Origin of the sequence: Microbacterium sp. NPDC080005, assembly GCF_040702445.1 — a bacterium.
GTDB classification, from domain to species: Bacteria; Actinomycetota; Actinomycetes; order Actinomycetales; family Microbacteriaceae; genus Microbacterium; species Microbacterium oleivorans_D.
The window spans coordinates 1250649-1270039 of record NZ_JBFBLD010000002.1 but is presented as its reverse complement, the minus strand read 5'-3'; the positions used below and the strand labels follow the sequence as shown (position 1 = coordinate 1270039).

At 68.3% G+C, this 19391-nt stretch carries 30 protein-coding genes; 2 read left to right on the top strand and 28 right to left on the bottom strand.

What is annotated here, in order from left to right:
- Nucleotides 1–220 precede the first annotated feature (220 nt).
- A complete protein-coding gene (locus AB0259_RS12935) occupies nucleotides 221–787 on the top strand; it encodes a hypothetical protein (protein ID WP_366222933.1) in 567 nt (188 codons plus the stop codon).
- Nucleotides 788–861: 74 nt separating this feature from the next.
- Here the strand turns inward: AB0259_RS12935 and truA are convergent, their stop codons facing one another.
- From truA to AB0259_RS12920, 3 genes are read right to left on the bottom strand one after another with little or no spacing between them, the layout of a single operon-like run.
- Nucleotides 862–1704 carry a tRNA pseudouridine(38-40) synthase TruA gene (gene truA, locus AB0259_RS12930; RefSeq protein ID WP_366222932.1) on the bottom strand — a complete coding sequence of 281 codons (843 nt, stop codon included), beginning with the start codon at nucleotides 1702–1704 and terminating at the stop codon, nucleotides 862–864.
- A 22-nt stretch (nucleotides 1705–1726) separates the two neighbouring features.
- Nucleotides 1727–2632 (bottom strand): PfkB family carbohydrate kinase, encoded by a 906-nt coding sequence (locus tag AB0259_RS12925; protein WP_366222931.1) that lies wholly within the window; start codon nucleotides 2630–2632, stop codon nucleotides 1727–1729.
- A 42-nt stretch (nucleotides 2633–2674) separates the two neighbouring features.
- Entirely contained in the window at nucleotides 2675–3517 is an 843-nt protein-coding gene (locus AB0259_RS12920) for a universal stress protein (RefSeq protein ID WP_251581840.1), read from the bottom strand.
- 189 nt (nucleotides 3518–3706) lie between these two features.
- Between AB0259_RS12920 and AB0259_RS12915 the strand changes: the two genes are divergently transcribed.
- Entirely contained in the window at nucleotides 3707–5650 is a 1944-nt protein-coding gene (locus AB0259_RS12915) for an acyltransferase family protein (protein ID WP_366222930.1), read from the top strand.
- Between the two features lie 233 nt (nucleotides 5651–5883).
- Here AB0259_RS12915 and rplQ read toward each other — a convergent pair whose 3' ends face one another.
- The 25 genes from rplQ to rpsS form a co-directional block, all read right to left on the bottom strand.
- Complete coding sequence (gene rplQ, locus AB0259_RS12910) at nucleotides 5884–6453, bottom strand: 50S ribosomal protein L17 (RefSeq protein WP_251581836.1); 570 nt, start codon at nucleotides 6451–6453, stop codon at nucleotides 5884–5886.
- Between the two features lie 56 nt (nucleotides 6454–6509).
- Complete coding sequence (locus tag AB0259_RS12905; protein ID WP_251581834.1) at nucleotides 6510–7499, bottom strand: DNA-directed RNA polymerase subunit alpha; 990 nt, start codon at nucleotides 7497–7499, stop codon at nucleotides 6510–6512.
- Nucleotides 7500–7616: 117 nt separating this feature from the next.
- Complete coding sequence (gene rpsK, locus AB0259_RS12900; protein ID WP_018171470.1) at nucleotides 7617–8015, bottom strand: 30S ribosomal protein S11; 399 nt, start codon at nucleotides 8013–8015, stop codon at nucleotides 7617–7619.
- Between the two features lie 34 nt (nucleotides 8016–8049).
- The gene (gene rpsM / locus AB0259_RS12895; protein ID WP_251581832.1) at nucleotides 8050–8424 is read right to left on the bottom strand and encodes a 30S ribosomal protein S13; all 375 of its coding nucleotides are present in this window, start codon (nucleotides 8422–8424) and stop codon (nucleotides 8050–8052) included.
- Between the two features lie 148 nt (nucleotides 8425–8572).
- Nucleotides 8573–8689 carry a 50S ribosomal protein L36 gene (gene rpmJ, locus AB0259_RS12890; RefSeq protein WP_005050492.1) on the bottom strand — a complete coding sequence of 39 codons (117 nt, stop codon included), beginning with the start codon at nucleotides 8687–8689 and terminating at the stop codon, nucleotides 8573–8575.
- Nucleotides 8690–8755: 66 nt separating this feature from the next.
- Nucleotides 8756–8977, bottom strand: a complete 222-nt coding sequence (gene infA, locus AB0259_RS12885; protein ID WP_017201569.1) for a translation initiation factor IF-1 — start codon at nucleotides 8975–8977, stop codon at nucleotides 8756–8758.
- A 139-nt stretch (nucleotides 8978–9116) separates the two neighbouring features.
- Nucleotides 9117–9794, bottom strand: coding sequence for a thioredoxin domain-containing protein (locus AB0259_RS12880; RefSeq protein ID WP_366222929.1), 678 nt, complete (start codon nucleotides 9792–9794; stop codon nucleotides 9117–9119).
- Nucleotides 9795–9807: 13 nt separating this feature from the next.
- Complete coding sequence (gene map / locus AB0259_RS12875) at nucleotides 9808–10641, bottom strand: type I methionyl aminopeptidase (RefSeq protein ID WP_366222928.1); 834 nt, start codon at nucleotides 10639–10641, stop codon at nucleotides 9808–9810.
- Complete coding sequence (locus AB0259_RS12870) at nucleotides 10641–11234, bottom strand: adenylate kinase (RefSeq protein ID WP_366222927.1); 594 nt, start codon at nucleotides 11232–11234, stop codon at nucleotides 10641–10643. Before AB0259_RS12870 ends, map begins: the two co-directional genes overlap by 1 nt.
- Complete coding sequence (secY, locus tag AB0259_RS12865) at nucleotides 11231–12556, bottom strand: preprotein translocase subunit SecY (protein ID WP_064003319.1); 1326 nt, start codon at nucleotides 12554–12556, stop codon at nucleotides 11231–11233. The genes AB0259_RS12870 and secY overlap by 4 nt, the downstream gene beginning before the upstream one ends.
- Before the next feature lie 100 nt (nucleotides 12557–12656).
- Nucleotides 12657–13217 (bottom strand): 50S ribosomal protein L15, encoded by a 561-nt coding sequence (gene rplO, locus AB0259_RS12860; protein ID WP_251581812.1) that lies wholly within the window; start codon nucleotides 13215–13217, stop codon nucleotides 12657–12659.
- Nucleotides 13217–13402 (bottom strand): 50S ribosomal protein L30, encoded by a 186-nt coding sequence (rpmD, locus tag AB0259_RS12855; RefSeq protein ID WP_020098644.1) that lies wholly within the window; start codon nucleotides 13400–13402, stop codon nucleotides 13217–13219. Before rpmD ends, rplO begins: the two co-directional genes overlap by 1 nt.
- A complete protein-coding gene (rpsE, locus tag AB0259_RS12850) occupies nucleotides 13402–14058 on the bottom strand; it encodes a 30S ribosomal protein S5 (RefSeq protein ID WP_308222255.1) in 657 nt (218 codons plus the stop codon). Before rpsE ends, rpmD begins: the two co-directional genes overlap by 1 nt.
- Nucleotides 14059–14078: 20 nt before the next feature.
- Complete coding sequence (gene rplR / locus AB0259_RS12845; RefSeq protein WP_251581810.1) at nucleotides 14079–14438, bottom strand: 50S ribosomal protein L18; 360 nt, start codon at nucleotides 14436–14438, stop codon at nucleotides 14079–14081.
- Nucleotides 14439–14440: 2 nt separating this feature from the next.
- Nucleotides 14441–14977: a 50S ribosomal protein L6 gene (rplF, locus tag AB0259_RS12840; RefSeq protein WP_251581808.1), complete on the bottom strand. Its 537-nt coding sequence runs from the start codon at nucleotides 14975–14977 to the stop codon at nucleotides 14441–14443.
- A gap of 6 nt (nucleotides 14978–14983) precedes the next feature.
- A complete protein-coding gene (rpsH, locus tag AB0259_RS12835; protein ID WP_064003323.1) occupies nucleotides 14984–15382 on the bottom strand; it encodes a 30S ribosomal protein S8 in 399 nt (132 codons plus the stop codon).
- Between the two features lie 134 nt (nucleotides 15383–15516).
- Nucleotides 15517–16107: a 50S ribosomal protein L5 gene (gene rplE / locus AB0259_RS12830; RefSeq protein WP_251581806.1), complete on the bottom strand. Its 591-nt coding sequence runs from the start codon at nucleotides 16105–16107 to the stop codon at nucleotides 15517–15519.
- 2 nt (nucleotides 16108–16109) lie between these two features.
- A complete protein-coding gene (rplX, locus tag AB0259_RS12825) occupies nucleotides 16110–16469 on the bottom strand; it encodes a 50S ribosomal protein L24 (RefSeq protein WP_064003325.1) in 360 nt (119 codons plus the stop codon).
- A 2-nt stretch (nucleotides 16470–16471) separates the two neighbouring features.
- Nucleotides 16472–16840: a 50S ribosomal protein L14 gene (rplN, locus tag AB0259_RS12820; RefSeq protein ID WP_064003326.1), complete on the bottom strand. Its 369-nt coding sequence runs from the start codon at nucleotides 16838–16840 to the stop codon at nucleotides 16472–16474.
- Nucleotides 16841–16843: 3 nt separating this feature from the next.
- Nucleotides 16844–17176, bottom strand: a complete 333-nt coding sequence (rpsQ, locus tag AB0259_RS12815) for a 30S ribosomal protein S17 (protein ID WP_251581804.1) — start codon at nucleotides 17174–17176, stop codon at nucleotides 16844–16846.
- Nucleotides 17176–17490, bottom strand: a complete 315-nt coding sequence (gene rpmC, locus AB0259_RS12810; protein ID WP_018187344.1) for a 50S ribosomal protein L29 — start codon at nucleotides 17488–17490, stop codon at nucleotides 17176–17178. Before rpmC ends, rpsQ begins: the two co-directional genes overlap by 1 nt.
- A complete protein-coding gene (gene rplP / locus AB0259_RS12805; RefSeq protein WP_064003327.1) occupies nucleotides 17490–17909 on the bottom strand; it encodes a 50S ribosomal protein L16 in 420 nt (139 codons plus the stop codon). The genes rpmC and rplP overlap by 1 nt, the downstream gene beginning before the upstream one ends.
- Nucleotides 17909–18664, bottom strand: a complete 756-nt coding sequence (rpsC, locus tag AB0259_RS12800; RefSeq protein WP_064003328.1) for a 30S ribosomal protein S3 — start codon at nucleotides 18662–18664, stop codon at nucleotides 17909–17911. Before rpsC ends, rplP begins: the two co-directional genes overlap by 1 nt.
- The gene (gene rplV, locus AB0259_RS12795; protein ID WP_064003329.1) at nucleotides 18664–19062 is read right to left on the bottom strand and encodes a 50S ribosomal protein L22; all 399 of its coding nucleotides are present in this window, start codon (nucleotides 19060–19062) and stop codon (nucleotides 18664–18666) included. Before rplV ends, rpsC begins: the two co-directional genes overlap by 1 nt.
- Before the next feature lie 40 nt (nucleotides 19063–19102).
- Entirely contained in the window at nucleotides 19103–19384 is a 282-nt protein-coding gene (gene rpsS, locus AB0259_RS12790; protein ID WP_018187348.1) for a 30S ribosomal protein S19, read from the bottom strand.
- Nucleotides 19385–19391 lie beyond the last annotated feature (7 nt).

Here is a 19391-nt window from a genome sequence, read left to right as displayed (position 1 = left end):
GACCCCTCCCTGCGGTGCCGTCAGTCTACAAGCGCGGACGCCGGGCGCCTGGCGCGCCCGATGTGTCGAGGCGCGACAGTGTTTACCTGATGGAAACCCGCCATAGTTGCTGTTCCTGAGCGATTCCTGAATACTTGCACTGTCCAACCAACGGGGGGCGGTCGGTTGGATCTTCTTTTGCCGTCTGCGCCTCGAACTCACGACGACCGAAAGAAGCACCATGAAGCACAAGATCAGCAAGGCCGCGGCGGCTCTCGCCGTCGCCATCGCGGCGGTCTTCGCGGCACCGGCCGTCGCGAATGCCTACACTCCCGACACCCCCGTCCCCTCGGCCCTGGTTCCCGGCGTGCCCACGCCGCTCGCCGTTCCGGCGGGAACCTTCGTCCCCGGCGAGACGGTCACGTTCACGCTCACGGGTGAGGGCGTCGGTCCCGCCAACCTCGCGTTCGTCGCCTTCGCCGTCTCCTCCACCTCGGTGGACAAGGAGGCCACGGCCGACGGCGGCGCCGTCGCCACGGTCACGCTGCCCGAAGACGCCACCGGCAGCTACGCGCTGACGGCCGTCAGCGAGAGCGGCGCCTCGTTCGCCTTCCCGGCGGTCGGCGTTGCCGCTGCCGCGGGCGGCGACGGTGGCACGGACGGCGGCAGCGCCGGCGGCCCGGCCCTCGGTGACACCGGTTTCGACGGTGACGCACTCCTCGGCCTCTGGGTCGGCGGCGGCGTCCTCGTCCTCGCCGGTGCGAGCATCGCGGTCGCGACCTCGGTCCGCCGCACGCGCCGGGCATAAGGCACTCGCGAACCATCGCACAACGAAGAACCCCCGGGCCGCGGTCCGGGGGTTCTTCGTTGTGCCGCGTCCGCTCAGTCGTCGGCGGCGCCGAGTTCCCGTCGCGCGCGCGTCTGCTTGGCGCGCGCCGCGAGCAGATCGTCGGCGGGATAGCCCACCTCGGTGAGCGTCAACCCTCGGGCCGCCAGCACCTTGACCTCGTTCGTACGGACGAGCTCGTCGCGGATCTCCGCGACCCGATCGATCCCGATCCGCCCCTCCCCCACCGCGACGCACGCGCCGACGAGCGCCCGCACCATGCTGTGGCAGAACGCATCCGCCTTGACCGAGGCGACCAGCGCACCGGACTCGTCCCGGCGCCACCCGTACTCGAGCAGCGTACGGATCGTCGTCGCCTCCTCACGCGGCTTGCAGTAGGCCGCGAAGTCGTGCAGGCCGCGCAGGCTGCGGGCCGCGGCATCCATCGCCGCCACGTCGAGGTCCGCCGCGACCCACGTCGTGCGGCCGCGCTCCAACGGGTCGTACCCGGTGACGCGGTCCGCGACGCGGTAGGCGTACCGGCGCCAGACGGCCGAGAAGCGCGCGTCGAAACCCTCCGGCGCGACACCCACCCGGTGGACGGCGACGTCCGGGTACGGACCGAGCACTCCGTTGATGCGCGCGGCGAGCGCCTCGGGCTCCGGCCTCCGTCCCGACAGCAGCCGACGCTCCTGCCCGTCGGTGAGGTCGAGGTGCGCGACCTGCGCCGATGCGTGAACCCCGGCATCCGTCCGACCGGCGACCACCAGCCGCGGGTCGCCGCCGAGGATGCGGGCGATCGCCGCCTCGAGCGTCCCCTGCACGGTCCGCAGGCCCGGCTGCCGCGCCCAGCCTTTGAAGTCGGTGCCGTCGTAGGCGAGATCGATCCGCAGGCGCACGGTGCCAGCCTATCCGCGGCGGTCAGACCGCCGCGTCGACCTCCGCGCGCGTGGGCGGGTTGGCGCCCGGCCGCGACACGGTGATGCCCGCGGTGACCGCGGCGCGGCGAAGCGCTCGATGCAAAGCGGCGACGTCACCCCCGAGGAGGTCGGCGTCGTCGACGACGCTCGTGATCAGGCTCGCCATGAAGGCGTCACCCGCGCCGATCGTGTCGGCGACCTCGACGACGAGAGGCGCGACATCGACGACACCCGACGGACCGAGAGCGAGGGCCCCCTCACCGCCGCGCGTCATCACGACGACCCGCGGACCGAGCGCCGCGATCGTCTCGAGCACACGGGCAGCGGACACACCGGGGTAGAGCGCCTCGGCATCCTCGTCGCTCAGCTTCACCAGCGTCGCGGCCGTGAATGCGCGCTCGGCGACCGGTCGCGGGTCGGAGCCGACGAGCGCCGGCCGCACGTTCGGGTCGACCGTCACGATCGTGCCCGCCCGCTTCGCGCGTTCCAGGGTCGACAGCGCGACCTCTCCCCCGGGCTGCAGGAACAGCGCGATCGATCCGGAGTGGACGACGGATGCCGCCTCCGCCGCCTCCGCCGCGGCCTCGGCGTCGAGCGCCCACACGATGTCGAATTCGTACGCCGCCGAGCCGTCGGCACGCAGCCGCGCACGAGCGGTCGAGGTCGCGACATCCGTCCACGAGGCGTCGTGGATCAGCGCACCCGACGCCGTCACCTGATCGGCGATGCACCGGCCGCGGTCGTCGCGGCCGAGGCGCGTCAGCAGGTGCGTGGCGATGTCCTGCCGTGCGATGCCGACGGCGACATTCGCGGGACTGCCGCCGACGAATTCGACGTCACCGCCCTCGCGTTCCACGATGTCGATGAGCGCCTCGCCGAGGACGAGGACGGAAGGCCGTGAGGTCATGCCCTCACTTTCGCACGTCGCCCTCGGGCGCGCACGTCGATGTCACCGGACGATTGCGGTGACCGTCGGCAGGTGTGAGAGGAGCTCCTGACTGATCGACCCGAGCAGGAACCGCGCGATCGCTCCGCGGCCGTGGGTGCCGACGACGACCATGCGCGCGTCGGCCGCGATCCCCGCGAGCACCTGAGACGGATAGCCGCGCTCCACACGACGGACGATCCGCAGGTCGGGGTAGCGCGACGACAGACCGGCGACCGAGAGCGCCAGCACCTCCTCGGCGGTCGACTGCATGTTCGCGAGGTACAGGTCGGGGTAGACCTCCATCGCGTTGCGCGGCGTGTGCACGGGCGTCCACACGTTGACGGCGATGAGCGGCTCGCCGAGGCGATCGGCCTCCGCGGCGGCGAACTCGATCGCATGCTCCGACACATCCGAGCCGTCGATGCCCACGACGACCCCCATCCCCTCGCCGAGGTCCCGATCGGGGATGACGACGACGGGACACTTCGCTCCCGCAGCGATCCGGATGCCGTGGACCCCGCGCGCCGGCCCCGTGCCCGGCCCGCGGTAGTCGCTGCCGATGACGAGCAGCGCCGCGCCCGCGGCGGCATCGATCAGCTTCGTGACGGGGTTGCCGGACTCCACCCGCGTCGAGACCGTGACACCGGCGGCCGTCACTCGGGCTGCTTCCCCATCGAGCAGCTGCTGGGTCGCGGTCTGCGCCGCACCGAGGACCTCAGCCTCGCCGACCGCCCCCACCGCGCCGCCGACGACCGACACGAGCTCGACCGACTGGTGCCGACGTGCGGCGCGATCGATCGCCCAGTCGACCGCGCGGCGCGAGACGGGTGCGCCCGTCACTCCGACGATGATCTTCCCAGCCATGCTGCACGTCCCTTCTGGGGGACGATGCGCCAGCCGGATCGCGGTGACGTCTGGGGCGCTCGTCCGTGTCTCGGTGATGCCAACTTATCCGGCCACGGGCGGGGCGGGAAGGGGTGGCCATGCAGGATGCCGACCTAGACTGGATGCCGCGAATCGCCCACTCGCCCTTCGACATCCCCCCGCTTCGACATGACTCGACTTCCTTCCGCGCGCCTGCCTGGGCTCGACGGACTCCGCGCCGTCGCCGTCCTGCTCGTCGTCGTCTACCACCTGTTCCCGGCTCTGCCCTCCGGGTTCCTGGGTGTCGACGTGTTCTTCGTGATCTCCGGCTTCCTCATCACGACACTCCTCCTGCGCGAACGGGAGGCGAACGGACGTATCGGCCTCGCGGACTTCTGGCGGCGTCGAGCCCGACGCCTCCTGCCTGCCATCGGCGTCGTCGTTCTCGTGACCGCGTCCCTCGCCTGGATGGTCGGCGGCGACATCCTCGTCGGCCTCGGCGAGCAGCTGCTGGGCGCCGCGACCTTCTCCTACAACTGGGTCGCCGTCGCGAACGGCTCCTCCTACTTCGGCGGAGGTCTCGACTCCTCCGCCCCCGAGCTGCTGCGGAACCTCTGGTCTCTGGCCGTCGAGGAGCAGTTCTACCTGCTCTGGCCGTTGCTGCTCCCCCTCGTCCTGCGGCTGCGCCGCGGGCGAGTGGCAGTCGCGGTGGGATTGTCCGCGGCATCCGTCCTCGCGGCTGCCTGGCTCTCCGTCGGCGGAGCGACGCGGGTGTACTACGGCACCGACACCCATGCCTTCGGGCTGCTGCTCGGCGTCGCATTGGCGTTCCTGCGTCCGTCCGAGCGTCGGCCCGGGGTGCCGCCCGTCGTCGGCGGCGCAGCCCTTGTCGGGATCGTCGCCCTCGCGCTCGTGACGCCCGGCGACGGAGTCGAGACCTTCCCGGGGCTTCTGGTCGCGGCATCCGCTCTGGCCGTCGTCGCGATCGCGAGCGCGGTGCGCGCGGGCTCGCCGCTCGGGCGCCTGCTCGACGTCGCGCCGCTGCGGTGGGTCGGTGAGCGATCCTTCGGGATCTACCTCTGGCACTGGCCGCTCGTCGTCATCCTCACGGTGGCGACGACGCGCTCGTCGCCCGATGTCGCCGTACCGCTCGAGGTCGCGCTGCTGACGCTCGCGCTGACGGTTCTCGCCGCGGAGGTGTCGTTCCGCTTCATCGAGCAGCCCGTGCGCCGCCTCGGATTCCGTGCGTCGCTGCGCGCCGTCGGGCGCGCGTTCCGGGGCGGTCCGGTGCGCCGACTCGCCGCGACGACGGCGGTCGCCACGGGCATCCTCGTGGTCGCGGGGACGACGGCCGCCGTCGCGGACGCGCCTCAGCTGGCCTCGAGCGAAGCAGCCGTCCGGGACGGGCGCGCCGCTCTGAACGCGGCATCCGCTCGTTCGCACCACGCCACGTTGCCCGGCGCCGCCGTCCGCAGCGAGGACGCCGTCCTGCGGCCCGAGTGCCCGTCGGCGCACCTCAGCGACGACGACGGACTCTGCACGCCGCCGGACGGCCGCCCCGCTCCCCCGGCGGAGATCCGCGTCGCCGGCGCCCGTGTCACCGCCGTGGGCGATTCGGTGATGCTCGCGTCCGCCGGAGGACTGCTCGATCGGATGCCGGGGGCCGAGATCGACGCGAAGGTGTCACGGTCGATGGGGGCGGGTGTCGAGATCGTCGATCGTCTCGCCGCACGCGGGCAGCTGCGCGACTACGTCGTCGTCGGGCTGGGGACGAACGGACCGGTCGACTCCGATGATCTGGCCCGCCTGAAGAAGGATGTCGGCCCGGACCGCACGCTCGTGCTCGTGACCGCTCACGCACCGCGCGACTGGATTCCGGGCGTGAACGACGAGCTCGAATCGTTCGCGGCGCGCACTCCGGGCGTCGCGATCGCGGACTGGTCGAGCGCCATCACCGGTCACGAGGACCTGCTGGCGGGCGACGGCATCCATCCAGGCGTCCGCGGCGGGGAACGCTACGCCGAGGCTGTCGCCGACGCGATCGACGGCGTCGAGAACAGCCGCGCACAGCTGCGCTATCGCGTCGAGCTGGCCCAGTGGGCCGTCGCCGACGCCTTCGACACCCCGCGCTGACGCCCGCCCGCAGGCCGGGTGCGCTCACCGGCGCCGGCTCGTCCGCCCCCAGGCTGTCCACATCATGTGCTCGCGACGAGAACACACGTCGTGACCGGTACGCAGCGTGTGCACTCGTTCCGAGCACATGATGTCGACGCCAGACGCGAAGCCCGTTGGGCGTCGCGTCTGCACGAGAAAGGGCCCGCCCCGAAACGGGGGCGGGCCCTCGGATTCCCTCCGAAGAGGGAGCCTTACTTGGCCTCGTCGGCCTTCTCGTCCTCGGACGCGACGGCGTCCTCGGCGGTGGCTTCGGCAGCGGCGCCCTCCTCGGGCGACTCGGCACCGGCGTCGGCGGCGTCCTCAGCGGGCGTCTCGACCTCGGTCTCCTCGGCAGCGGGCTCCTCAGCGGCCGGCGCAGCGGCAGCCGGAGCAGCCTTCTTCGACGACTTCGCCTTGGGGGTGACGGGCTCGAGGACGAGCTCGATCACGGCCATGGGCGCGTTGTCACCCTTGCGGTTGCCGACCTTGGTGATGCGGGTGTAGCCACCCTCACGCTCGGCGACCAGCGGCGCGATCTCGGCGAAGAGCTCGTGCACGACGGACTTGTCGCCGATGACCGACAGGACGCGACGGCGCGCGTGCAGGTCGCCGCGCTTGGCGAAGGTCACCAGACGCTCGGCGAACGGACGCAGGCGCTTGGCCTTGGTCTCGGTCGTGGTGATCGACTTGTGCGTGAACAGCGCGGCAGCGAGGTTCGCAAGCAGAAGACGCTCGTGGGCGGGGCCGCCACCGAGGCGGGCACCCTTCGTGGGCTTGGGCATGTCAATTACTCCTGGAAAAAAAGTCAGTCAGTGGACCGGGGCGAACCGGAGTCCGATCAGACGGTCTCGTCGTCGTAGCCGCCGTAGAAGTGCGCGCCGTCGAACCCGGGGACCGAGTCCTTCAGCGACAGACCGAGCGAGACGAGCTTGTCCTTGACCTCGTCGACCGACTTCTGACCGAAGTTGCGGATGTTCATGAGCTGCGTCTCCGAGAGGGCGACGAGCTCGGACACCGTGTTGATGCCCTCGCGCTTGAGGCAGTTGTACGACCGGACCGACAGGTCGAGGTCCTCGATGGGCATCGAGAGCTCGTTGGTCAGGACCTCGGCGACCGGTGCGGGACCGATCTCGATGCCCTCGGCCTCGACGTTCAGCTCGCGGGCGAGACCGAACAGCTCGACCAGCGTGCGACCGGCCGATGCGACGGCGTCGCGGGGGCTGATCGAGGACTTGGTCTCGACGTCCAGGACGAGCTTGTCGAAGTCGGTGCGCTCACCGGCACGGGTGGCGTCGACGCGGTAGCTGACCTTGAGGACGGGCGAGTAGATCGAGTCGATCGGGATCTGACCGGCCTCGGCGTACTCGTTGCGGTTCTGCGTGGCCGAGACGTAGCCGCGGCCGCGCTCGATCGTCAGCTCGAGCTCGAACTTCGCCGAGTCGTTGAGCGTCGCGATGACCAGCTCGGGGTTGTGGACCTCGACACCCGCCGGAGCGGAGATGTCGGCGGCCGTGACCTCGCCGGCGCCCGTCTTGCGCAGGTACGCGGTGATGGGCTCGTCGCGCTCGCTGGAGACCACCAGCTGCTTGATGTTGAGGATGATCTCGGTGACATCCTCCTTGACACCCGGGACGGTGCTGAACTCGTGCAGCACGCCGTCGATGCGGATGCTGGTGACCGCGGCACCCGGGATCGACGACAGCAGGCTGCGACGCAGCGCGTTGCCGATCGTGTAGCCGAAGCCCGGCTCGAGGGGCTCGATGACGAATCGGCTGCGGAAGTCGCCGACCTTCTCCTCGGTCAGAGTGGGACGCTGTGCAATGAGCACTATGTGTTCCTTTCAGTCACGTGACCGCTATATGACACGTGCAGTTGGTGAAGTGTTGAGTTGTGACCGGGATGCCGGGGCGCGACTCGCGTCGGCGCCCCCGGCATCCGTCGAGGATCAGACGCGGCGGCGCTTCGGGGGGCGGCAGCCGTTGTGTGCCTGGGGCGTGACGTCCTGGATCGAACCGACCTCGAGGCCGGCAGCGGTCAGCGAACGGATCGCGGTCTCGCGGCCCGAGCCGGGGCCCTTGACGAAGACGTCGACCTTCTTGACGCCGTGCTCCTGCGCCTGACGCGCAGCGGACTCGGCGGCCATGCCGGCGGCGTACGGGGTCGACTTGCGCGAGCCCTTGAAGCCGACGCCACCCGAGGAGGCCCAGCTGATGACCGCACCCGAGGGGTCGGTGATCGAGACGATCGTGTTGTTGAACGTCGACTTGATGTGGGCCTGGCCCAGCGCGATGTTCTTCTTCTCCTTGCGGCGCGGCTTGCGCGCAGCGGACTTGGCCTGTGCCATGTGAGTGTTCTCCTAAACCTGTGGCGGCGGCGCTTTAGCGCGCCTTCTTCTTGCCGGCGACGGTGCGCTTGGGACCCTTGCGGGTACGCGCGTTGGTCTTCGTGCGCTGGCCGCGCACGGGCAGGCCGCGACGGTGGCGGATACCCTCGTACGAGCCGATCTCGACCTTGCGGCGGATGTCTGCGGCGACCTCGCGGCGCAGGTCACCCTCCACCTTGTAGGTGCCTTCGATGTGGTCGCGGAGGGCGACCAGCTGCTCGTCGGTGAGGTCCTTGACGCGGATCGACTCGTCGATGCCGGTCGAGCTGAGGATCTCGACGGAGCGGGTACGGCCGATGCCGTAGATGTAGGTGAGGGCGATCACCACGCGCTTGTCGCGCGGGATGTCAACGCCGGCAAGACGTGCCATGCGATGTCTCCTAGGAGTGAGTGGAGGTGTGGAGCAGGATCGGTGCCCGGGCCTCCGACCCGAGGTGTCCCCCGCTGAGCGGGTTCTGATCCTGCCGAGATGTGTTCAGTTGTGAGCCTGCGAGGCCGCGCCGGAACGCGGCATCCCATCAGCCCTGGCGCTGCTTGTGACGCGGGTTCGACTTGCAGATGACCATGACGCGACCGTGGCGGCGGATGACCTTGCAGTGGTCGCAGATGGGCTTGACGGAGGGGTTGACCTTCATGATTTTCCTGATTCGCTGTCTTCGCCGGCGCACACGGGTGTGCGGGGCGTTACTTCTCGACCGGTCTCAGCGGTAGCGGTAGACGATGCGACCGCGCGTGAGGTCGTAAGGCGAGAGCTCCACGACGACGCGGTCTTCGGGGATGATGCGGATGTAGTTCTGCCGCATCTTTCCGGAGATCGTGGCCAGGACCTTGTGACCGTTGCTCAGCTCGACGCGGAACATCGCGTTCGGGAGAGCCTCGGAGATCACACCCTCGATCTCGATGACACCGTCTTTCTTCGCCATACGCTCGCTTACAGTTGGCAGACCGGTCGGTCTGCGGTGAGTGGGGATTGTGGTGACACGCCGAAGCAGGCGCAACGCACCAAAGATTTAGTGTACGTGATATCGGACGGACCCGCCACTCGGCGTGTCGCCTCGGAGCTCAGCGTGCGGACAGGCGCGAGACGATGTCGGCCTGCGGGTCGTAGGTGACGGGGACGAGCTCATCGTTGACGACGAGCGTGGGCGTTCCGGTGGCGCCTTCGGGCAGCTCCTGCGACTGGGCGAAGCTCATGTACTCGTGGTCTGCGATCGACTTCTCGAGGCTGGCCGTCATGTCGACGCCCGCGTCCTTCGCGATCTGGATGAGCTCATCGTCGGTCAGACCCGGTGTCTGCTCCTGGGGCCGGTTGTCCCACAGTGCCCGGAAGAAGGCGTACGCGTTGTCCGGGTCGGCCTCGGCGACGGCGTACATGGCGGATGCCGCACGGCTCGAGTACTCCGTTCCCTGCGAGAGCCGGTCGAGGATCGTGACGGGGTGCACCTCGAGCGTGATGCTGCCGTCATCCACGAGACCCGAGATGGTCTTGCCCTCGGTCTCCTCGAACTGACCGCAGTAGGGGCACATGAAGTCCACGTAGGTCGCGACGGTGTCGGGTCCGTCGCCGAAGGTGATCGCCCCCGTCTCGCGATCGATGCCGCTGCCCTGCGGGACGGGGCCCGGGTCCGACGCCTGGGTGTTCAACACCGCGACCACCGCCACGACACCCGCGAGGACCGCGACCACCGCGACGCTGACCCAGATCGCGAACCAGTTGGTCTTGCCGGTGGCCGTCGCCATGTGCGTATCCTCCTCAGGAGATCGGTGTGGGGGTGACGCCGAATGCCGCGAGCCCCGCGGCGCCGCCGTCGGGGGCGGTCAGCACCCAGATCCCTCCATCGTGCACCGCGACGCTATGTTCCCAATGGGAGCCGTCCTGACCGTCGACGGTGCTGACGGTCCAGTCGTCGTCCTCGACCAGGGTCGCCTCGTCGCCGGCGACGATCATGGGCTCGATCGCGACGCACAGCCCCGGGCGCACCTCCGGCCCGAGGTCCGCGACACGGTAGTTGAACACGGTCGGGCCCTCGTGCATCTTGCGGCCGATCCCGTGACCGACGTAGTCGCGGAGGATGCCGTAGCCCTCCCCCGAGGCCTCGACATAGGTCTGCACCGCGTCGCCGACCTCGCCGACACGCGAGGCGGATGCGAGCGCGGCGATACCGGCCCACAGCGAACCCTCGGTCACGTCGGAGAGTCGCTGACGACGCTCGACGAGCTCGGGGCGGTCGGGATCGGGCACGACGATCGTGATCGCCGAATCGCCGTTCCACCCCTCGAACTGCGCGCCGCAGTCGATGGAGACGATGTCACCCGGCTCCAGGACCCGGTCGCCGGGGATGCCGTGGACGACTTCCTGGTTCACCGAGATGCACGTCGTGTGGTGGTACCCGCGGACGAGCTGGAAGTTCGACTCGGCGCCGCGGGCGAGGATCGTGCGCTCCGCGATCGCGTCGAGCTCCGCGGTGGTCGCACCGGCGCGGACAGCGGGACGCACGGCATCCAGCGCCGCGGCGGTGATGAGACCCGGCTCGACCATCGCGCGCAGCTGCGCGGGCGTCTTGTAGATGGAGCGGCGGAAGACCATCAGGCCGTGATGCCGCGCGCCGTGAGCGCTGCGGTGATGCGCGCCGTGATCTCGTCGAGCGACCCGACGCCGTCGATCTCGTCGACGATGCCACGCTCGCGGTACACGTCGAGGATCGGCGCTGTCTCGGACTCGTAGATCGAGAGTCGCTTCGCGATCGACTCCTCGTTGTCGTCGGCGCGGCCCTGCTCGGCGGCGCGGCGCGAGAGGCGGGCGATCGACTCGTCCCGCGGGACCGACAGCTCGATGACCGCGGTCAGCGGCTCGCCTCGACCGTCGAGGAACGCGTCGAGGTGACCGACCTGCGCGAGGTTGCGCGGGTATCCGTCGAGCAGGAAGCCGTGCGCGGCATCCTCCTGCGACAGCCGGTCGCGGACGATCTCGCTCGTCAGCTCGTCGGGCACGAGGTCGCCGGCGTCGATGATCGCCTTGACCTTGAGACCCAGGTCGGTGCCGTCCTTGACGTTGGCGCGGAAGACGTCGCCGGTGGAGACGGTCGGGATGCCGAGGAGGTCGGCGATCCGAGCCCCCTGCGTCCCCTTGCCCGAGCCCTGCGGGCCGATGATCAGGAGGCGGGCGGGGGTCTGCGTCATCGGAGGAGTCCTTCGTAGTGGCGCTGCTGAAGCTGGGCGTCGATCTGCTTCACGGTCTCGAGACCGACACCGACGATGATGAGGATCGATGCGCCACCGAACGGGAAGTTCTGGTTGGCACCGACCGTCGCGAGGGCCAGGAGCGGGAGCAGGGCGATGAGGCCCAGGTAGATGGAACCCGGCAGGGTGATGCGGGTGAGGACGTAGTCCAGGTACTCCGCGGTGGGACGACCCGCACGGATGCCGGGGATGAACCCGCCGTACTTCTTCATGTTGTCGGCGACCTCGACCGGGTTGAACGTGATCGCGACGTAGAAGTAGGTGAACCCGATGATGAGCAGGAAGTACACCGCCATGTAGAGCGGGTGGTCGCCGTTGACGAAGTTCGCCTGGATCCACGAGACCCAGCCCGGGACGCTGCCGTCCGCCGCCGGGTTGGCGTTGAACTGCGCGATGAGCGCGGGGATGTAGAGGAGCGACGAGGCGAAGATGACGGGCACGACGCCGGCCATGTTCACCTTGATCGGGATGTACGTGTTGCTGCCCCCGAGGGTGCGGCGGCCGACCATGCGCTTGGCGTACTGCACCGGGATGCGGCGCTGCGACTGCTCGACGAAGACGACGAGGGCGACGGTGGCGATGCCGACGGCGAGCACGAGGAGGAAGATCTCGAAGCTGCGGGCGACGGCGATGCTCCACAGCGCCGACGGGAAGGTCGCCGCGATGGAGGTGAAGATGAGGAGCGACATGCCGTTGCCGATGCCGCGCTCGGTGACGAGCTCGGCCATCCACATGATGAGGCCGGTGCCGGCGGTCAGCGTGACGATCATGAGGAGCTGCGCCCACCACGCCTCGTCGGTGAGGAGCTGCTGGCACTCGGCGACACCGGTGATGCCGAAGAGCTGTCCGGAGCGGGCGACCGTGACGAGGGTCGTCGACTGCAGCAGAGCGAGGGCGATCGTCAGATAGCGCGTGTACTGGGTGAGCTTGGCCTGGCCGGCCTGGCCCTCCTTGTACAGGGTCTCGAAGTGAGGGATCACCACGCGGAGGAGCTGCACGATGATCGTGCCGGTGATGTAGGGCATGACGCCGAGCGCGAAGATCGACAGCTGCAGCAGCGCGCCACCAGAGAACAGGTTGACCAGCGAGAGCAGTCCCTCGGTCGACCCGGACTGGTCGAGACAGGTCTTCACGTTCGGGAAGTCCACGAACGGAGCCGGGATGTGCGCGCCGAATCGGTAGATGGCGATGATGCCGAGCGTGAAACCGATCTTCCGACGGAGATCCGGAGTGCGGAAGACCCGCGCGATGGCGCTGAACAAAGGGATTTCCTCCAGTGGGATGCCGGGCGCGCCGAGGCACGCCGCATTCCAACATACGGCAACAGGGGCCGGAGGTTATCCTCCGGCCCCTGGCACGTGATTACTTGATCGAGCCGCCGGCGGCAACGATCTTCTGCTCGGCCGAACCCGAGACCTTGTCGACGGAGACCGTCAGCGCGACCGAGATGTCGCCGGTGCCGAGCACCTTGACCTTCTCGTTCTTGCGGACGGCGCCCTTGGCGACGAGGTCGGTCACGGTGACGTCGCCACCGTTGGGGTAGAGCTCCGCGAGCTTGTCGAGGTTGACCACCTGGTACTCGACGCGGAACGGGTTCTTGAACCCGCGCAGCTTCGGCGTACGCATGTGGAGGGGCATCTGCCCACCCTCGAAGCCCACCTTGACCTGGTAACGAGCCTTCGTACCCTTGGTACCGCGGCCCGACGTCTTACCCTTCGAGCCCTCACCGCGACCGACACGGGTCTTCGCGACGTTGGCGCCGGGGACCGGACGCAGGTGGTGGACCTTCAGCACGCCGGGGCGCGCCGCATCCTTCTTCGGGGCAGCCTTGTCGGCGGCGGGCTTGGCCGCAGCCTTCCGGGTTGCCGGCTTCTTGGCCTTGGGCTCGACGGTCTCGACCGTCTCGTCCTTCTTCTCAGCCATCAGTCGATCTCCTCAACCTTCACGAGGTGCGCGACGGTCTTGATGTAGCCGCGCGTCTGCGCGTCATCCGGACGAACGACCGAGTCGTTGATCCGCTTCAGACCGAGCGAACGCAGCGTGTCACGCTGGTTCTGCTTCTCGCTCACCTTGGACTTGACCTGGGTCACCTTCAGACGAGCAGCCATCATGCACCCACCTTTGCAGCCTTGGCAGCGTCGGCCTCGGCACGGACCAGACGCGCGGGCGCGACCTGGTCGAAGTCGAGACCACGACGAGCGGCGACGGCGCGCGGCTCCTCGAGCGACTTCAGCGCCGCGACGGTCGCGTGCACGATGTTGATCGTGTTCGACGAACCCAGCGACTTCGACAGCACATCGTGGATGCCTGCGCACTCGAGGACGGCGCGGACCGGGCCACCGGCGATAACACCGGTACCGGCAGCAGCCGGACGGAGCAGCACGACACCGGCAGCAGCCTCACCCTGGACGGGGTGCGGGATGCTGGAGCCGACACGCGGCACGCGGAAGAAGTTGCGCTTGGCCTCTTCGACACCCTTCGAGATGGCGAGGGGGACCTCACGCGCCTTGCCGTAGCCGACACCGACGAGTCCGTTGCCATCGCCCACGACGACGAGCGCCGTAAAGCTGAAGCGACGACCGCCCTTGACGACCTTGGACACGCGGTTGATCGTGACGACACGCTCCAGGAACTGGTTGTCGCCGCGGTCGCGCGAGTTGCGGTCGCGGGTCTGGCTGCGCTCGCGGCCACCGCGACGCGGCTCGCGCTCGCGCTCGGCGGGCGCCTCGGCCGCAGCCGCAGCGGGCTGCTCGGTCGCGGTCACTTCGTTCTCCTTGTTCTCGGTCACAGGTTCAGACCTCCTTCGCGAGCGCCGTCGGCGATCGCAGCGACGCGGCCCGCGTAGCGGTTGCCGCCACGGTCGAAGACGACCGTGTCGATGCCGGCAGCCTTCGCACGCTCAGCGACGAGCTCGCCGACCTTGCGGGCCTTGGCGGTCTTGTCACCCTCGAACGTGCGCAGGTCGACCTCGAGGGTGGAGGCCGATGCGACGGTGAAGCCCTTGCTGTCGTCGACCAGCTGGACGAAGACGTGGCGGGCGGAACGGGTCACGACGAGACGCGGACGCGCCTCGGTGCCCACGATCTTCTTGCGAAGACGGGCGTGACGACGCGAACGTGCGTCGGACTTCGACTTCAGAGCCATGGTTACTTACCACTCTTTCCGGCCTTGCGGCGAACGACCTCGCCCGCGTACCGCACACCCTTGCCCTTGTAGGGCTCGGGCTTGCGGATCTTGCGGATGTTGGCGGCTGCCTCGCCGACGGCCTGCTTCGAGATACCGGCGACGGTGAGCTTGTTGTTGCCCTCGACGGTGAGCGTGATGCCCTCCGGAGCCTCGACCAGGACGGGGTGCGAGAAGCCGAGAGCGAACTCGACCGCCGTGCCCTTCTGAGCGACGCGGTAACCGGTGCCGACGACCTCGAGGCCCTTGGTGTAGCCCTGGGTCACGCCGATGATGTTGTTGTTGATGAGGGTGCGGGTGAGCCCGTGGAGAGCACGCGACTCGCGCTCGTCGTCGGGGCGCGAGACCAGAACCTGGTTCTCCTCGACCTTGACCTCGATGGGCTGCGCCACGGTGAGGTTCAGCTCACCCTTGGGGCCCTTGACGGCGACGTCCTGGCCGTTGACCGAAACGGTCACGCCGGCGGGGATGTCGATGGGAAGACGTCCAATACGCGACATGTCAGATCACCACACGTAGGCGAGGACTTCCCCGCCGACGCCCTTCTGCTCGGCCTGGCGGTCCGTGAGGAGGCCAGAGGAGGTGGACAGGATCGCGACGCCGAGGCCACCGAGGACCTTGGGAAGCTCGTTCGACTTCGCGTACACACGGAGACCGGGCTTCGAGACGCGCTTGATGCCGGCGATCGACCGCTCGCGGTTCGGGCCGTACTTCAGGGTCAGGGTGAGGGTCTGGCCGACACGCGCGTCGGAGACCTCCCAGCCGGAGATGTAGCCCTCCTGCTGGAGGATCTCGGCGATGTGCGTCTTGAGCTTCGAGCTCGGCAGCGCGACGGTGTCGTGGTGCGCGGAGTTCGCGTTGCGCAGACGGGTCAGCATGTCTGCGACCGGGTCTGTCATCGTCATAGGTGTTGTCCTTTAGTCATGAGGTTTCGACTGCCGTTACACGACAGGCGACCTTCTATGAATGAGCGATATTCAGTTGTGCAGTCGTTCGGCCCCGGAGCACGCCCCGAGGCCGAACGATCGATCTTATCGGATCACGCCTGAGCGTCAGCCGACTTGAACGGGAAGCCCAGGTGCTTCAGGAGCGCCCGACCCTCGTCATCCGTCTTCGCCGTCGTGACGATGGTGATGTCGAAACCGCGGACGCGGTCGATCTTGTCCTGGTTGATCTCGTGGAACACGGACTGCTCCTGGAGACCGAAGGTGTAGTTGCCGTTGCCGTCGAACTGCGTGGCCGACAGTCCGCGGAAGTCGCGGATGCGGGGCAGGGCGAGGTTGACGAGGCGGTCGACGAACTCCCACGCGCGGTCACCGCGGAGGGTGACGTGGGCGCCGATGGCCTGGCCCTCACGCAGCTTGAACTGCGCGATGGACTTGCGGGCCTTGGTGACGACCGGCTTCTGGCCGGTGATCTTGGTGAGGTCGTCGACCGCACCATCGATCACCTTGCTGTCGCGCGCAGCCTCACCGACACCGGTGTTGACGACGACTTTGACGAGACCGGGGATCTGCATGACGTTGGCGTAGCCGAACTCGTCCTGCAGAGCCTTCTTGATCTCGCTCTGGTACTTCTGCTTCAGGCGGGGCTGGATCTTGCCAGCCTCCGCGGCAGTTGCGTTGCTCATGTTCAGAGGTCCTTGCCGCTCTTCTTGGCGTAGCGGACGCGGACGGTGCGCTTGACGCCGTCCTTCGTCTGCTCCTCGACGCGGTGGCCGACACGGGTCGGCTTCTTGGTCGACGGGTCGACCAGCGCCACGTTGGAGATGTGGATCGGGGCTTCCATCGTCTCGATGCCGCCCGTCTTGGTGCCGCGCTGCGACTGGCCGACGCGGGTGTGCTTGGTGACGTAGTTCACGCCCTCCACCACGACGCGGTTCTGCTCGACGAGGACCTCGAGGACCTTGCCCTGCTTGCCGCGGTCGCCGCCCTTGTCCTGCTTACGGCCACTGATGACCTGAACCAGGTCACCCTTCTTGATGTGCGCCATGATCAGATGACCTCCGGTGCCAGCGAGACGATCTTCATGAACTTCTTGTCGCGAAGCTCACGGCCGACCGGGCCGAAGATGCGGGTGCCGCGGGGCTCCCCGTCGTTCTTCAGGATGACGGCGGCGTTCTCGTCGAACTTGATGTACGAACCGTCGGGACGACGGGTCGACTTGACGGTGCGGACGATGACGGCCTTGACCACATCGCCCTTCTTGACGTTGCCGCCCGGGATCGCGTCCTTGACGGTCGCCACGATGACGTCCCCGACGCCCGCGTAACGGCGGTTGGAACCACCGAGGACACGGATCGTGAGGAGCTCCTTGGCGCCGGTGTTGTCGGCGACCTTGAGGCGAGACTCGTTCTGGATCATTGCTTACTTCGCCTTCTCGAGAATCTCGACCAGGCGCCAGCGCTTGGTGGCGCTGAGCGGACGGGTCTCGTTGATGAGGACGAGGTCGCCGATGCCGGCGGTGTTCTGCTCGTCGTGAGCCTTGACCTTCGACGTGCGGCGGATGACCTTGCCGTAGAGGGGGTGCTTCACGCGGTCCTCGACCTCGACGACGATCGTCTTGTCCATCTTGTCGCTGACGACGTAGCCACGGCGGGCCTTGCGGTACCCACGGGCGTTGACGTCGCGGACGTCGTGCTCGGCGGACTCGTGACCGGCGGCCACGGGCGCCGCAGCGGCATCCTTCTTCTCAGCCATCACTCGGCCTCTTCCTTCGCGGCCTCAGCGGACTCGTCCGCCTTCTTGGCCTTGCTCTTCTTCGCCTTGGTGGCCGTCTCGACCGGGGCGGGGGTGGCACGGATGCCGAGCTCCCGCTCGCGGATGACGGTGTAGAGCCGCGCGATGTCGCGCTTGACCGCACGGATGCGGCCGTGGCTCTCGAGCTGGCCGGTGGCCGACTGGAAGCGCAGGTTGAACAGCTCTTCCTTGGCCTTGCGCAGCTCCTCCACGAGGCGCTGGTCTTCGAACGTGTCCAGCTCGCTCGGGGCGAGCGTCTTGGTGCCGACGGCCATTACGCGTCGCCCTCCTCGCGCTTGATGATGCGTGCCTTGAGCGGCAGCTTGTGGATGGCACGGGTCAGGGCCTCGCGAGCGAGCTGCTCGTTGACGCCCGCGACCTCGAAGAGGACGCGACCCGGCTTGACGTTGGCGACCCACCACTCCGGCGAACCCTTACCGGAACCCATGCGGGTTTCGGCCGGCTTCTTGGTGAGCGGACGGTCGGGGTAGATGTTGATCCACACCTTTCCACCACGCTTGATGTGACGCGTCATGGCGATACGAGCGGACTCGATCTGACGGTTCGTCACGTAGGCGGGCGTGAGGGCCTGGATGCCGAACTCACCGAACGTGACCGCGGTGCCGCCGGTGGCGGCGCCGTCACGCTTCGGGTGATGCTGCTTGCGGTACTTGACCTTGCGGGGAATAAGCATCAGGCAGACGCTCCTTCTGCGACGGGGGCCTCGCTGCGCGGGCCACGGCGACGGTCGCCACCGCGGTCGTCACGGCGTGACTTCGGCGCGTTGGCCTGCTCGCGAGCGAGCTCCTTGTTGGTGAGGTCGCCCTTGTAGATCCAGACCTTCACGCCGATGCGGCCGAAGGTGGTCTTCGCCTCGTAGAAGCCGTAGTCGATGTTCGCGCGAAGCGTGTGCAGGGGCACACGGCCTTCGCGGTAGAACTCCGACCGGCTCATCTCGGCGCCGCCGAGGCGGCCGGAGACCTGGATGCGGACACCCTTGGCACCGGCGCGCTGCGCACCCTGCAGACCCTTGCGCATCGCGCGGCGGAAGGCCACACGTGCGGAGAGCTGCTCGGCGATGCCCTGCGCGACCAGCTGAGCGTCGGCCTCGGGGTTCTTGACCTCGAGGATGTTCAGCTGGATCTGCTTGCCGGTGAGCTTCTCGAGGTCGGCGCGGATGCGCTCGGCCTCGGCGCCGCGGCGGCCGATCACGATGCCCGGACGGGCGGTGTGGATGTCGACGCGAACGCGGTCACGCGTGCGCTCGATCTCGATGTTGCTCACGCCGGCACGGTCGAGCGACGTCGTCAGGAGGCGACGGATCTTGACGTCCTCCGCCACGTAGTCGGCGTAGCGCTGCCCGGGCTTGGTGGAGTCCGAGAACCAACGCGACACGTGGTCGGTGGTGATGCCGAGGCGGAAGCCGTACGGGTTGACCTTCTGTCCCATTACTTGCTCGCCTTCTTGGTCTGGGCAGCCGGGGCGGACTCGGCGACCTCGGGGGTCGAGAGCACGACCGTGATGTGGCTGGTGCGCTTCTTGATCTGGAACGCGCGACCCTGGGCGCGGGGCTGGAAACGCTTGAGCGTCGTGCCCTCGTCCACGTACGCGTTCTTCACGTACAGGTCCTGCTCGTCCAGGAACTCGTTGTCCTTGTCGGCCTTCACACGAGCGTTCGCGACCGCAGCGGCCACGAGCTTGTAGATGGGCTCGCTGGCACCCTGGGGAGCGAACTTCAGGATGGCGAGTGCCTCCTGAGCCTGCTTGCCCTTGATGAGCGCGACGACACGACGAGCCTTCTGAGGGGTCACGCGGATGTGCTTCACGCGTGCGATGGATTCCACCATTTGTACTCCTCCTCTTCCTCTCTCTGAGAGCGTCGCCGCGTCAGCGGCGACGGCCCTTCTTGTCGTCCTTCTCGTGGCCGCGGAAGGTGCGGGTGGGCGCGAACTCGCCCAGCTTGTGACCGACCATGGTCTCGGACACGAACACGGGGATGTGCTTGCGTCCGTCGTGCACGGCGATCGTGTGACCCAGCATCGCCGGGATGATCATCGAACGACGCGACCAGGTCTTGATGACGTTCTTAGTACCGGCTTCGTTCTGCGAGACGACCTTGCGAAGCAGGTGCTCGTCGACGAAGGGGCCCTTCTTAAGGCTGCGAGGCATCTTCCTC